The sequence below is a fragment of the Thermodesulfobium sp. genome (genome assembly GCF_053498235.1).
Genome location: NZ_JBRCUV010000043.1, coordinates 25,186 through 39,126, shown reverse-complemented (window position 1 = coordinate 39,126; position 13,941 = coordinate 25,186). Strand labels below are relative to the sequence as shown.

At 37.7% G+C, this 13,941-nt stretch carries 12 protein-coding genes; 1 reads left to right on the top strand and 11 read right to left on the bottom strand.

Annotation, left to right across the window (positions count from 1 at the left end):
* Nucleotides 1-165: 165 nt before the first annotated feature.
* The gene (locus ACWIUX_RS06130) at nucleotides 166-954 is read right to left on the bottom strand and encodes a DUF169 domain-containing protein (RefSeq protein WP_448589845.1); all 789 of its coding nucleotides are present in this window, start codon (nucleotides 952-954) and stop codon (nucleotides 166-168) included.
* A gap of 157 nt (nucleotides 955-1,111) precedes the next feature.
* Here ACWIUX_RS06130 and ACWIUX_RS06125 point away from each other — a divergent pair, with 157 nt between their 5' ends.
* Entirely contained in the window at nucleotides 1,112-1,789 is a 678-nt protein-coding gene (locus ACWIUX_RS06125) for a Crp/Fnr family transcriptional regulator (protein WP_448589844.1), read from the top strand.
* 103 nt (nucleotides 1,790-1,892) lie between these two features.
* Here ACWIUX_RS06125 and ACWIUX_RS06120 read toward each other — a convergent pair whose 3' ends face one another.
* The 10 genes from ACWIUX_RS06120 to ACWIUX_RS06075 all read right to left on the bottom strand — a co-directional run bounded on the left by ACWIUX_RS06120 (nucleotide 1,893) and on the right by ACWIUX_RS06075 (nucleotide 13,884).
* Nucleotides 1,893-2,654 carry a YkgJ family cysteine cluster protein gene (locus ACWIUX_RS06120; protein WP_448589843.1) on the bottom strand — a complete coding sequence of 254 codons (762 nt, stop codon included), beginning with the start codon at nucleotides 2,652-2,654 and terminating at the stop codon, nucleotides 1,893-1,895.
* A 28-nt stretch (nucleotides 2,655-2,682) separates the two neighbouring features.
* Entirely contained in the window at nucleotides 2,683-3,867 is a 1,185-nt protein-coding gene (gene qmoC / locus ACWIUX_RS06115) for a quinone-interacting membrane-bound oxidoreductase complex subunit QmoC (RefSeq protein ID WP_448589842.1), read from the bottom strand.
* Nucleotides 3,868-3,879: 12 nt separating this feature from the next.
* On the bottom strand, nucleotides 3,880-6,027 hold the full coding sequence (locus ACWIUX_RS06110) for an FAD-dependent oxidoreductase (protein ID WP_448589841.1): 2,148 nt from the start codon (nucleotides 6,025-6,027) through the stop codon (nucleotides 3,880-3,882).
* 2 nt (nucleotides 6,028-6,029) lie between these two features.
* Entirely contained in the window at nucleotides 6,030-7,292 is a 1,263-nt protein-coding gene (locus ACWIUX_RS06105; protein WP_448589840.1) for an FAD-dependent oxidoreductase, read from the bottom strand.
* A gap of 90 nt (nucleotides 7,293-7,382) precedes the next feature.
* On the bottom strand, nucleotides 7,383-9,338 hold the full coding sequence (gene aprA / locus ACWIUX_RS06100) for an adenylyl-sulfate reductase subunit alpha (protein WP_448589839.1): 1,956 nt from the start codon (nucleotides 9,336-9,338) through the stop codon (nucleotides 7,383-7,385).
* A 31-nt stretch (nucleotides 9,339-9,369) separates the two neighbouring features.
* The gene (gene aprB / locus ACWIUX_RS06095) at nucleotides 9,370-9,807 is read right to left on the bottom strand and encodes an adenylyl-sulfate reductase subunit beta (protein WP_448589838.1); all 438 of its coding nucleotides are present in this window, start codon (nucleotides 9,805-9,807) and stop codon (nucleotides 9,370-9,372) included.
* A 106-nt stretch (nucleotides 9,808-9,913) separates the two neighbouring features.
* Nucleotides 9,914-10,231 (bottom strand): DUF6955 family protein, encoded by a 318-nt coding sequence (locus ACWIUX_RS06090; RefSeq protein WP_448589837.1) that lies wholly within the window; start codon nucleotides 10,229-10,231, stop codon nucleotides 9,914-9,916.
* A gap of 5 nt (nucleotides 10,232-10,236) precedes the next feature.
* Nucleotides 10,237-11,496: a sulfate adenylyltransferase gene (gene sat, locus ACWIUX_RS06085; RefSeq protein ID WP_448589836.1), complete on the bottom strand. Its 1,260-nt coding sequence runs from the start codon at nucleotides 11,494-11,496 to the stop codon at nucleotides 10,237-10,239.
* Nucleotides 11,497-11,535: 39 nt separating this feature from the next.
* Nucleotides 11,536-12,186 (bottom strand): adenylate kinase, encoded by a 651-nt coding sequence (locus tag ACWIUX_RS06080; protein ID WP_448589835.1) that lies wholly within the window; start codon nucleotides 12,184-12,186, stop codon nucleotides 11,536-11,538.
* A gap of 480 nt (nucleotides 12,187-12,666) precedes the next feature.
* Nucleotides 12,667-13,884, bottom strand: a complete 1,218-nt coding sequence (locus ACWIUX_RS06075) for a phenylacetate--CoA ligase family protein (RefSeq protein WP_448589847.1) — start codon at nucleotides 13,882-13,884, stop codon at nucleotides 12,667-12,669.
* Nucleotides 13,885-13,941: the final 57 nt, after the last annotated feature.

The window sequence follows — 13,941 nt, the reverse complement described above, 5'->3', positions numbered from 1 at the left end:
TACCCCCAAATGCGCCAACTGTTGCCATAATCCATCCGTTCCAAATTGACCAAAGAAAATATACCACAGCATCAATCTGTACCTTTTGATCTCCAACCTGAAGCCAATCAACTGGAAAAATCATAAATCCTCCTTTCAGAATCAATAATAAATTTAAAAAATTATTTAGTTTGCATTTTCACCCTTTTTAAATACTATCAATGGACAATTTTTACATACGTCTGAGCCAGGAAATTCATCTCCTGGCTTTACTATGGAAAGGCTACCATATTTTTCAACTCTTTCCTTGAACCAGGAAATCAAATTAGCTATGTCTTCACCCGGGATTACTACGTTTGTCTCACCTCTCTCGGTCTTGCCAGAATTGTAGCTACCGCTGCAAGCAGGATGTGTGGATGCAAGCTTTGTGTTATAAGCATAAACGTTGCCAGCACAGGCCGCAGAATTCATCGTAACACTTGGTCTCATTGGGTGAATATCTCTCATTGCCATCCAACCCACACTAAGTTGATACGCCTGCATATTGTCACAGTAGAAATGAACCACATCAGGATCAAAATAAGTCTTCCCAAGCGGTGAAAGAACGATTGCCTTTAATTTCCCCTCCTCCAACCTTGGCTTTGAAAGAAGAAATTTTTCAGCTTGTTTCATATCTCTTACATACTTTAGATGACTCTTAATTTCTGCTTCGTCAAAACCCTTCCACCCAAATACATACGCAGCGTTAGAACAACCCAGCCCATTCTTTTCTTGAAGAACTGTAATTCCCTTCATTCTTGGACCTATTTCAGCCTGACAAAACGTAAGAGGCTTATTAGGTATATAAAAATCTTTCACATTTTTCTTGAAATCTTGTAACTCCTCATCTTTAAAAATAAATTTTACTGCAACGGGCAAGTGCATAAATCTGAATTCTTTCATTAAAAAATCTTGGGCATCAGAATAGTTTTGCATAAGTCCTCCTCATTTATTAATATATTTAATAAATAAATTATTATTACTTATAAACAACTTGTCAGTCACAATTATTACTATAAAATGTCATCTATGTTACACTATAACTATTTAGTAAAATATATTTATAAATTAATTGTAATGAGAGGGAAAAGACTTGGATAGTATTTTGCTCTTAGACAAAAAACTTAAAGAATTCACAGAAGAAGAATGGACTAAACTTTTTGAGAAAGCTATTTTAATAAAACTCCCAAAAGGATCTACAGTTTTTTCTGTCAATGAAAGACCTCAGGGCGTATTTATCATTAAATCTGGGTGGGTAAAAATATCAAGAATTTCTAAAGATGGGAGAGAATCCGTTGTTGGTTGTATAAGAAATCCGAAAGAGATTATCGGGTTAGCCGAGGTACTTTTAAATAAAAACAGAACCTGTAATGCAGTTGCTATAACTGACATCGAAATAGGTTTTTTAAGAACTGAAGATTTTTACAATATAATAAAAGAAGACTTTAATATTGCCTTAAAAGTAATGAGACTTCTTGCTGAACGTATGAGAGAAGCTGAAGAGAATGTGCACAACCTAAGTTCAAATTACGTCTCAAAAAGACTTATCTCTTTTTTATATAAAGCCTCTTTCAAATGGGGGATAGAAGATCTTGACGGAATAAAAATACCCCTCAATCTTACGCATGAAGAAATAGCTCAAATTGTGGGGACAAGTAGACAAACAGCAACAAAAGCACTCAACGCGCTACAAAAAAGAGGTGTTATAAAACTTGAAAAAAGGCAAATTAAGATTCTAGATATAAAAAAGCTTGTAGCTCCTTTCAGATAAAAATTCCTATCTTTTTCGAGACATAGAAAGAAGTCGCTTACGAAATACTATTATTCTCTATTTTAGCTATCTGATGCAACAAATAACGCTAGCAAAGCTACAATCACTTTCCTTTCGGCACAAGAGTTCTTTTGATTCTAAACATAAAGAACAAGTAATCTATACCAAATTTTAAAAGCTCTTCGTCGCTTCTCTTTATCAACTCAATTCGCTCTTCACTTACTTCAAAAATTCCCAAAAACCTAGTATCAAATACAAATTTTCTAAACTTGTCAAGGTCATAAACTGACATAAAATATAAGGAGGCTTCCTTTTCGTTAAAGGGCGCAACTCCCATTACGTTTCTCCTAAGAATAAATTCAAGCCACTCTGTGTTTTTTTCGAGTAGATAATCGGCACGTTGATCTTTCAGCCATTCTCCGACAGTAAATTCTTTGCCTTGAGAAAATCCTTTGCAAAACTTTTCTCTTATGAAAAAGAAGAATTCGTCTTCTGGATTTGCCTCATCCTTCTTTCTAAGTGCAGCCATACCTATAGGATAAGTTCTACATAGGAGTGGCCTGTTTTGATATATGCTACAACCCTCTTCTCTACTAAAAACGCAAAGTCTATCGCTAGGATTAAGCATAATTTGTACCATTGGGATAGCAGTTTTTGGGTCTATAATTACTTTGGTATTTTTCTGCAAAAATTCCTCAGAGGACTGCCCAAGAGCAGTCCTCATTTCTAAAACATCGTAAGGAGTCAAAAGTATGTCCACATCTCTACAACAAAGGTTCCAACAACTTATACCCTTATTACAACTAAATGTAAATTTTGAAGACCTATCAAGAGCTATCCTATCAACAACATCCATATTAGGCATAGAAAAACCTCATTTCTAAATTATTTCTTTATATTTCTTTAAGAGCATCTGGTTCCCCACGATTAGCCAAATTAGAATACGCAAGAGCTAAAGTTCTATACGCAAGGTGCGCGATCTTAAAGAAAGGCGCGTATATAAACAAAAACATCACAAATGTAAGATGTATAAAATATGTCCAGTATGCAATACTTGCAAGGTTCATCAATCTAAATATCTCCGTACCCATTCCTGTAAGGCCTAAACCAGCTACCACAATTAGAAGAAGCCAATCAAAACCAGAGTTAGCGCCAACTTTTAGGGTTGACCTTGTATTTATCATCCAGATCGACCCTATAACTAACGCTATGCCTGAGATGTTACCAAGTATCTTTACAGGATCGTATAAGGGGTATGGAGATGGATATCTTAATACCCACTCATAAACCGAAGCAGTAGCAGTTGTAAGAGCTAAACCAACAAATGACCAAAAGACAAGCAAATGAGTAGTAGATCTGACATTCATTGTATTACATAACTTAAATCTTGCCGAAGTAAGCGCCTCCCAGATAACTCCTGCAAATAATCCAATAATACTGCCTTTAAATGTAACAGGATAAGATCTATCTGAATTTAAAGCCTTCCAATAATTGGACAAACCTATCCAAAAGCAAATTATAGCAAAGATGGCAGCAGGCAAGAAGAAGATATCTATCCCAGTTACAGTAGGAAACAATTTTGCAAAAACAATTTTCCCTGCGCTTTCAGGTTCACCATGGATAGGCATATTAACCAAAGCCTGAGGATCAGCAAGGTATTGCAACTTTCCATTGAGCATCAAATCTATCAGAAGTATAACAACTGGCAAAAGAAATGCAAACGGCCACATTGCAGGCTTGCTTACAAGTTTAGCTAAAAATTTTACAGGAGCATATTCTTCAATAGTAATCTTCCTTAAAGCACCTAAAACGTCACCTGGTTTTGCACCTCTTGGGCAGTATGCAGTACAATCTGCACATTGATGACAGAGCCAAATGTCTGCATCTTTTAGAAGTGCGTCCTTCATTCCCCACTGCGCCATAATCATCTCTTTTCTTGGAAAAGGTGAGTTATTTGGGGAAAGATTGCAAACGACAGAACAGGTAGCACATTGATAACACTTTTTAACGCTATCGCCACCATTAGCTATAATTTCTTTAATAAAATCTAAATCTGTTTTAACAATCTTTTTCGCCATCTTCATCCTCCCCTAAAAGCCCTTGAATGGGTTAGGACCAATTTCTTTAACCCTATTAACATAGTCTTTAAGAATATCAGCAATATTCATATAATCAGAAATTTGAACTTGCATCATCTCCACCCTTTCAGATTCAAGTCCGAGTCTATCAAGGGTTTCTCCTACCTTTCCAAACCTATAATTACAAAGTTCTGATCCCTTAATATAGTGACATTGATAATTTTCTCCAAACTTACAACCTAAAACTAAGGCTCCATCCAAACCATTCCCGAGCCCATCTGCAATCCAAACGAGGTTCATATTTCCTGCGCATCTAAGAGGAATAAATCTAATACCAGGCGGAAATCTGTGTCTTAAAAAGGCTGCAGCATCAAGAGCAGGATAAGCATCGTTTTCGCAAACAAAGGCTATATAACGAAGTTTTTCCTCATCATCTTCTGGTACCTCAATCTCTTTTATCATCGAGTTAACCATATCAATCGAGAAGTCATGGAAAGAAACAATCCTTTCTGGGCAAGCTCCCATACATGTCCCACATCTTCTACAACGGTTAAACTTATAGAATGGCGTACCTTTCTCATCTTCATCTATTGCTCCAAAAGGACACTCTTCAGTGCAACGCTTACAAGAAGTACACCTTTGCATAAACACCTGCGGATAAGACTTCTCCCATCCTCTTGGATGAACAGCTATACCTCTTTCGTAGTGCCACATACACTGAATTGCTTTTAAAGCAGCTCCTACAGAATCTTGTATACAGCCATAAGTTTCCATTGGAGCCCTTATAGTACCGCAAGGGTATATTCCAGTCCTTCTGCTCTCATATGGAAAACAAACATAATTAGAATCAGGATAATAACCAGTATCAAGCAGCGGGAGCTCTAATCCCTGTCTATACTGCAAATTCAAAATATCAGGTTTTTCTTGATTTGCATTTGATACCATACCAACTACAAGCACAACTAGATCAGCTTCAATAGATAATTCATCTCCAAGTAACGTATCTGTCACATTAACGTTTAAGGAAGAATCCTCATTCAAAGAAACTTCTTTAATCTCGCACTTTGTCAATAGAATACCTGGATCATTTTGAAGTTCTTTATAAAACAATTCAAACTGAGAAGGCGTTCTCATATCCTTGTAAAGCACATAGGCAACTCCATCATTAATGTCTCTCACGTACTTTGCCTGCTTTAATGAAGCAGCGCAACAGTATCCAGAACAATATGGAAGATGCTCTGGGTCCCTTGAACCAGCACACAGCACGAAGGCAACTCTTTTAGCAATCTTGCCGTCAGATGGCCTCGTTATCTTTCCCGTTTCCCTCACCATTTTTTCAAAATCTACATTAGAAATTACATCTGGTGAAACCCCAAAACCCAACTTATTGAGCTTTGAAACATCATAGGGAGTAAAACCAGCAGCAGCAATTATAGTCCCAAATCTCTTTACCTTTTCTTCACCAGCTACATTTAGCGTAACATCAAAAAGCCCTGGCATTCCCTCAGTTTTAACAATCTTAGTGTTTAACAGAACAGTTATATTTGGATCGGCTTCTACATCCTTAATCATCTTGAACACAGCCGGTTCTTCCAATGAAGTAAATGGATACTTTGTAGGCGTAGTCTTATACCATTTAGCAGCCCATCCACCAAGTTTATCCTCTTTTTCAATCACGGTTACTTTAAAACCTGCTTTTGAGGATTCAATTGCGGCTGAAAGACCCGAAGTGCCTCCTCCTATTACCAAGATCTCTTCTGACAAATCTTCACCAATCCATGGCTCAGGCAAATTGGTTTTCTCAGCCTTTACAATACCCATACGTAGATAGTCTTGTGCTGCCATTTGAGCATCCTCGCTCTTTGGTTCCATAACCCATGCAACAAATTCTCTAATGTTTACACGCTCAACTATACAGCCAGGAAAATTAAAGATATCTGTTTTTACTCTTGGGCTGCAAGCAGCAATAACGATAGTATTCACACCTTCACTGGCAATATCATTCTTTATCTCATCTACAAAGGCAGTACTACAAACACTTGCACTTGTTTTAACTACAGAAACTCCCTTTTCCTTAGCAATCTCTACCAGTTTATCAATGTCAACTGCATCTTTAATTTCGCAGCCAGAACAAATATAAACACCAATTTTTTTATCCATTATTAATTCCCCCTTCCTGATATACTTTGAAGGGCTTTAAGCACTGAGCCTGTTGCTGAGTGCAAAGAGCGTATTACGTCAAAAGGCATAACAGCAGAACCCGCAAGATATATGCCATCTGGCAGACTGTCAGGATCTATGAATCCCTCTGGTGTCTTTTTTGCATTGAATGGCAATTCCCAGTTTACACTCGCAGGTTGCATCCCTGTAGCTAAAACAACCATATCAAATCTTTCTTTGCTCTTTGAACCAGCTAATATATCTTCTGCTTCTACCCACACATCACCAGACTGGTCTGCCTCAATGTTTGCAACTTTTCCTTTCACAAAATTTATATTTTGATTCTCTTTAACATTCCAATAAAATTGTTCATATCTGCCAGGTGTTCTGATATCAATATAATAAACTGTAGCTTTCGCCTCTGGATCCTGATCTACTAGGTAAGTACACTGCTTAAGGGATGCCATACAACATATGTACGAACAATAGGGTAAATGGTTTTCATCCCTTGAACCCGCGCACTGAACAAAAGCAACGTTCTTAACAGGCTTATTATCAGATGGTCTTAAAATCTTTCCACCTGTAGGTCCAGATGGCGATGCAAGTCTTTCCATCATCATATTTGTAATAACATTTGGAACTATTCCAAATTTCAAATTGTCAATTTTTCCAGCATCGTAAGGCTGCCAACCAGTAGTCACAATTATTGAATCAACAGTTATATCTATAATTTCTTCCTTCATCTTCAAGTCAATTGCACCGTATTTGCACGCATCCAGACACTTTAAACATTTTTCACCCAAACAAGTATTTGGATCAATAACTGCATATGGAGGATTAGCAAATTCAAAAGGACTATATATAGCCTTTGTTTTTTTCATATTAAAATTAAATTCATCATCTCTTTCTACCGGACAAACTTTAAAACATTCCCCACATAAAGTACAATTCTCATTAACAAATCGAGGCGCCTTTTTTAATGTTACTTTGAAGTTGCCCTTTGTTCCATCAACTTTTAAAACTTCTGTTTGTGTCATAATTTCTACACCCTTATTTTCTCTCATACGTCTGAAATTAAGCTCTAAACCACACGTTGGAGGACAAAGTTTTGGAAAATATTTTGTTAATTGGGCAACTCTACCACCTAAATAAGGATTTTTCTCAACAAGGTAAACCCCTACACCCGTTTCAGCGGCCTCGATAGCTGCAGTAATGCCACTAATGCCTCCGCCGATAACCAGTACCTTTCCTTGAAATTCTATCATCTACCCTACCTCCGAATAATTTAAAAAATAAGTGCTGCGAGGTTTTACCCCCACAGCACTTAATATGTAATGCTTAAATATGTAGGTCAATTAGTCTGGAATAAGCTGAACGTATTCTCTCTTAAACTCCTTAATCTCACCAGTTTTTGGATCCATCTTAGAGTTAACAAAGCATTTCCAGTTGGCATCATCGATGAAGTTGAAGTCCTCACGATAATAGTATCCAGGATAACGGGTTTCCTGGCGGAACAATATGTGTCTGAGGTGCATACGGGCAGTCAAGAACCTGTGGTAGTTCTCCCATGCTCTCATAAGCTGGTGGAGATCCCATGCTGCCATCCTATAGCTATCCTCTTCAAGCAATTCCATATAGTAAAGTGCCTTTGTAAGAAGGGTTTCTGATGTAGAGTACCATCCAATTGTTCCTGCAACGTATTCATCCATAATTTTGTTCAGACGGAAGAGGAATTGTTTTGGTGTAATGTATTGTGGGTTAACAGTATAAGGAGTTGTTGAAACTGTCTTATACTTTTCAAAGAGTTCCATTGGAGCATATATTTCTGCAGCCAATTCTTCTCCAGTTTTGTCAACTGAAGGAGTATAGTCTCTATTATTAAGGATAAATTTTACAGCCGATTTAGCTGCAATACGCCCTTCTGCGTGTGAGCCAGAAGAAAACTTGTGGCCAGAAGCTCCAACTCCATCCCCACAAGTAAACAAACCATTTACAGTTGTCATACGATTGTAGACTTTGCCCTTATATTCCCAGACATAGCCTGCTTTCTTTGTCGCATCATTCTGAAGATCTTCTGGTCCGCAAACCCAAAGTCCGCAGCAACCAGCGTGTGAGCCAAGAAGATATGGTTCAGCAGGCATAATTTCTGAAGGCATCTTATCTGGCTCAATGTTATTTCCAAGCCATACGCCAACCTGACCAACAGTCATGTCAAGGAAGTCTTCCCATGCTTCTGACTCAAGCTCCTTTGCATGCTTTGCGTCAATTGTTTTTGCAAGCTCTGCAAGGGCCTTATCAGTATTCATATACATAGGGCCAAGACCCCTCTTGAAATCTTCAATCATCATATGGTTTCTAATACAAGTTCCAAGGTTCTTGTTGTATGGTGCATATTTCTCTATATATTCAGTCTTTGCGCAGTAATCTTCTCCCCTTGCGTTTGTAGCAGTAGCTTTAAAGAGCAAGAACCATGTGCCGACAGGTCCGTAACCATCTTTAAATCTGGCTGGTACGAATCTGTTCTCCATCATTGTGGCCTCTGCACCAATTTGGAAGGGCATAGCATATGTTGAACCGGCATTCCACACTGGATACCATGCACGTCCCATGCCTTCAAGGACTGAACGTGGACGATATATGTGAACTGCTCCACCACAAGCTATAATAATCGCTTTTGCTTTTATGAAGTAAACTTTGTTCTCACGGACGCTAAAACCAGCTGCTGCCGCAACCCTATTCTCCTCTTTAGAATCGAGCAATAGTTTAACTATAAATACCCTCTCAAGGTATTCTGCTTTGTCATAAGATGCCATAGCTGACTTCGCGGCCTCTGCAACGATACACTTATATGACTCGCCTGAAATAGCAACCTGCCAACGACCAGTTCTGCGAGGTATTCCGCCCTCTTCTAATTTTAAGTTCTTGTCTGTACCTATAGCTTTCCATATTGGAAGCCCCCACTTCTCAAACAGGTGCACAGAATCGTCAACGTGACGGCCAAGGTCAAATACCAAATCCTCACGGATTATGCCCATAAGGTCTGTACGAACCATTCTTACATAATCTTCTACTTTGTTATCTCTTCCGATATAAGTGTTGATTGCTGAAAGACCTTGTGCAACAGCACCTGATCTCTCAAGGGCAGCTTTATCTACTAGAAGTATAGACAAACCATGGGGTTTTGCCCATTTTACAGCTTCGTATGCTGCGCCGCATGCGCCCATTCCGCCACCAATTATTAGAAGGTCTACTTCCTTCTCCACAATAGCTGGCTTCTCACAATATGAGAATGTACAAGCTTCTCTTTCCATTACTTAACCTCCCGAAAAATTTTTTAGATTACTAAATAGTTGGCAAGGTATCCCCACGCATATTATGCGTAAAGAAACCTGGTTTATCGAGATCAGCCACATTTGGATCAGCCTCAAAGCCCTCATAAGGCTTAATTGAGCCTTCTGGGACTGTACGAATGGGGAACTTGAATCTCTTTACCTTGCCGTTACGATACTTACAAGTCCACATAATGTTATCAGAACCACGAAGTGGAATAGCATTACCACCAAGTGGTACAAAGTCCGCATATCCTCTTACCTCAATTGCCTGCTGTGGACAAATTTTTACACAGCTATAGCACTCCCAACAGTACTCAGGCTCCTGGTTATAAGCCTTCATAATCTCTCTGTTCAATGTCATAAGATCGTTTGGACAAATATACTGACATGCAGTCTTATCCTGTGCTTTACAACCATCACACTTTTCGGGATTTACCCAACTTGGCATACTCTTTTCCTCCTTGTTAAATTTCTTAAAGATTATTAAAAAATTTTGTTAAACAAAAGCTTTTGAGGTATCCCACCTCCTTGAAAAGCTAAAAAGATATTTTGCTTTACTTACCTAGTGACTTTAAAAGATCGGGTATAACATTTACGCTCTTTTTCTCAATTACCATCGCAAATATCTTGTCAAGACATTCTCTAGGTAACAACTCTACCGTTTGGGTGGAGGAGGTATCTATCTTTGCAGAAGGATAGACCTCTTTCAGTTTTTGAGCCTGTTCATAAGTAATAGGAACTCTTAATCTTTTTAAACCAGCAAAGGCTTCCTGAAGTTCTGGAATTTCAAGCATATTCGCCTTTTTCAAAGCTTCTTCTCTTTCTGGACCAACCCAAAGTGAGATTGTAAGTTTTACATCACCGTTACTCATTGTGATTACACCTCCATTGGAGGAATCGTAAATACAGGATTACGATTCTCAAGATAGTTGTCGTTAACGAAAGGTGAACCAAAGCCATATTTCTCTGCACACATCATAACGGTGTCAAATACCTCAGGTCTAAATATAAGTCTTGTAGGTTTAACACCCTGTTGTATGATAGAACGAATCACAGTTCCTGAGAATTTTTGTTTTTGTTTTTTGTGCCCATCAAAACCTTCATAAACGATTCCCGCACAAACAGGGCAATAATACCATTCCTTAGTTAAAACGGATTTAATGCCAAGGTCTGGAAGCCCATTAAATATCTCATGTGCACCATACGTTGGATAATAATCGCCAACACCTGCGTGATCACGACCAAACATATGGTGAGTACATCCAAGATTTTTACGGACAATTGCGTGGAATACAGCTTCTCTTGGTCCTGCGTATCTCATATCCCAAAGTATCATAGAAGTCATGTGGACATCTTCTCTAAAGTATCCATACTCTCTTAGGGCTGCCTGTCCAAGAACTATACATTCATCTATATAGTCTCCCTTTCTCTTTTCACCAACAACACAAGAAACGAGAACTGCATCTGCATTTGCAGCAAACCATGCACCCTTCATAAGCCACTCATGACCTGTGTGAGGCACATTTCTGGTTTGGTGTGCTACCACTTTGGTCCAGCCATTTTTCATAAACTGCATTCTTGACTCAGCTGGTGGATACCAGAAGCGATCGAATGGAGGATTAAAAACTGGCGGATTGATGAGAGTAACTTTCCCGCCCAAAAATTTAGCTTTGTAATCATAAGTTCTCTTTACACCCGGATGCTTTTCATCATCCGTTCCATAAACGTGTTTTGCCATAGCAATTTTGTCATAGACAAACATCTCTTCTACATCAAAAATAGCCAAGGGCTGGTCTTTATAAGTGAAAAGGACACTATCACCGATAGCTATACCATATTTTTCAATTTCCTCTTCTGACATATCGAAAACAATTGGTATAGACCATACATAACCGCTTGACAGCGTCATATTGTGAACCACGCTGTCCACGTCCTTTGCACCCATAAAGCCCTCAAGAGGAGAGAAGAAGCCATAAGCTATACTTATGCATTCTCTCGCAATTTGACCTCTTACTGGAATTCTCACTTTTGCTTTCTTTGCAAGCTCTTTCGCCTTTTCCTTGTCCTCGACAACCCTGTAAACCAGTTTGCCGCCATGAGGAGAAAGCGCGTTGTCTACAGCAACATGTTGACTCAATGCCTTTTACCCCCTTTAGAGTAGTTTATATTATATTCTTTAAACAGCTGGATTAAGTTGAACAAGAATTTTTCTGTAGATTTCATTAATATCGCCTGTACCTTGGACTACTTTTAATATACCCTTGTTTTTGTAATATTCAATCAAGGGTTCTGTAGAACTTTGATATACTTCAAGCCTCTTTTTAATAGTTTCCTCGTTATCATCAGCACGTTGATATAATTCACCTCCACAGATATCGCACTTACCTTCTATCTTTGGAGGAGAAAAGTAGATATTATACATTTGGCCACAAGACCTGCACGTTCTTCTCCCTGTTAATCGTTTCATAAGATCTTCAAATGGCACATCCAATACAAGCGCAACATCTAGAGGTTTACCTAAATCTCCAAGTAGTCGATCTAATTCTTTTGCTTGAGAAACGTTTCTCGGAAACCCATCCAATATAAAACCATTCTCTGTATCACTCTCTTGAAGTCTTTCTTTGATAAGTCCAATTACAACACTATCTGGAACAAGTTCACCCTTGTCCATATAGCTCTTTGCCTCTTTACCTAAAGGTGTACCATCCGCTACTGCTTTTCTTAACATATCCCCCGTAGAAATTTGCGGTATCTTAAGCTGATCTACCAACATCTTCGCCTGTGTTCCCTTGCCTGCCCCTGGTGCTCCCAAAAATACTAGTCTCATTAAATTGTCCCACTCCTTTCATATTCTCTATACCTAAGTTTATTGTAGGCATTTGTTTTATCACCTATAGATATTTCTAATAGACCCATACATATCATTTATATCTTACTTTATAAAACTATTTTTTACAATAGTATTAGTAATTTTTTTATATAAGTTTTACTTATGTAAATATAAACTTTGTTTATTATTTGAAATTTTTTCAATTTATTTCATAGTTTTAAAAACTTTTATAACAATAACCCAAAACCTTTTTTTAGATTGGCACTAACAAGTATTTTGCTAATAATTTATTTTCATAGTGATTTGTCAGGTTAATCATTTAGACCCTGTAAATAGATTATATATTCAAAATAATGAAAAAGTTCAAAATTATCAGATAATATTTTAAAAACACAACATTAAACTAATTTATTTATTTAACTAAGTTTTAGCAATATGAAAAAAATTTATATTATTATATTAGCCAAACAACCTAAATTAAATTTCGTCTCTCATATCAAAAACTCTTTTGGTCTTCTTTTCGCTTCTTGGCAAACCCCCAAAAGACAATAGTTCAACCTCAAAGGTAGCACCAACCCTATCTTTGATTTTCCTAGATATCCTTTTTGACAAGCTTATGTTACCTGGGTCCCTGCATTCTACCCTCAAAGTCACTCTCTCTTTGCCTTCAAACCTGTCTAATATTATCTGATATTCTGAAAACAGTTCATCAAACTCTCTCAAAACTTTTTCTATTTGCGCGGGGAAACAATTTACTCCCTTTACTTTAAACATATCGTCAGTTCTTCCAGTCAATCTCTCTATTCTAGGATACCTCAAACCACATTCGCACAACTCGTGATTTATTGAGGTAATATCCCTTGTCCTATACCTTAGGAGTGGTGCTCCCTCTTTTTTGAAAGTAGTAATTACTAACTCTCCTTTTACACCATCAGGCAGCACCTCTAAAGTATTAGGATCTATTACTTCAAAATACATAAAATCGTCAAAAACGTGAATTCCATTGTGATATTTACAATCAAGCCCAATGCCAGGACCATAAACTTCAGTAAGACCATATATATCGAATGATTCAATATTTAACAGCTCTTCAATTCTCTTCTTCATGCGTTCCCCCCATCTCTCAGAACCTATAATCCCAATCCTTAGATGTATGTCGTTTTTTAATCCCCTTTTTTCTATTTCTTCTCCTAGCAATAAAGCATAGGAAGAGGTAGAAGTGAGAACGGTAGATTTTAAGCTTATCATCATCTCTATCTGCCTATCAGTATTTCCTGGTCCTGTAGGAATTGTCATTGCACCTAAAAACTCGGCTCCCAATTGAAAACCGATACCAGCAGTCCATAAACCATATCCTGGCGTAATCTGAACTCTGTCAGATGGTTTTACTCCAGCTATTTCATAACATCTTTTCATCATAACTTTCCAGTCATCAACGTCTTTTTGGGTATAGGGTATTATTACAGGTTTTCCCGTAGTTCCAGATGAAGAATGAATCCTAACTACCTTTTCCTCAGGACAAGCAAGCATTCCCAAAGGATAGGCATCTCTAAGATCGTCTTTGGTAGTAAAAGGTAGTTTAGAAAAATCTTCCATTGACTTAAAATCGTTTACATTAAAACCTATTTCTTGAAATTTCTTCTTGTAAAAGGGACTATTTTCTGAAATATTTTCCAAAAAATTTTTGATACTCATGAAATTTGAAGTATCAGTACTCCTCTCCTTTTCTTCTACTCTCATGTTTCCTCCTCT

What these genes read in the sequence shown, in the direction of transcription:
- qmoC (WP_448589842.1), bottom strand. Translation starts at nt 3,867, where the DNA reads ATGGCGAAAAAGATTGTTAAAACAGATTTAGATTTTATTAAAGAAATT.
- aprB (WP_448589838.1), bottom strand. Translation starts at nt 9,807, where the DNA reads ATGCCAAGTTGGGTAAATCCCGAAAAGTGTGATGGTTGTAAAGCACAG.
- ACWIUX_RS06075 (WP_448589847.1), bottom strand. Translation starts at nt 13,884, where the DNA reads ATGAGTATCAAAAATTTTTTGGAAAATATTTCAGAAAATAGTCCCTTT.
- ACWIUX_RS06090 (WP_448589837.1), bottom strand. Translation starts at nt 10,231, where the DNA reads ATGAGTAACGGTGATGTAAAACTTACAATCTCACTTTGGGTTGGTCCA.
- ACWIUX_RS06120 (WP_448589843.1), bottom strand. Translation starts at nt 2,654, where the DNA reads ATGCCTAATATGGATGTTGTTGATAGGATAGCTCTTGATAGGTCTTCA.
- ACWIUX_RS06080 (WP_448589835.1), bottom strand. Translation starts at nt 12,186, where the DNA reads ATGAGACTAGTATTTTTGGGAGCACCAGGGGCAGGCAAGGGAACACAG.
- ACWIUX_RS06105 (WP_448589840.1), bottom strand. Translation starts at nt 7,292, where the DNA reads ATGATAGAATTTCAAGGAAAGGTACTGGTTATCGGCGGAGGCATTAGT.
- ACWIUX_RS06110 (WP_448589841.1), bottom strand. Translation starts at nt 6,027, where the DNA reads ATGGATAAAAAAATTGGTGTTTATATTTGTTCTGGCTGCGAAATTAAA.
- ACWIUX_RS06130 (WP_448589845.1), bottom strand. Translation starts at nt 954, where the DNA reads ATGCAAAACTATTCTGATGCCCAAGATTTTTTAATGAAAGAATTCAGA.
- aprA (WP_448589839.1), bottom strand. Translation starts at nt 9,338, where the DNA reads ATGGAAAGAGAAGCTTGTACATTCTCATATTGTGAGAAGCCAGCTATT.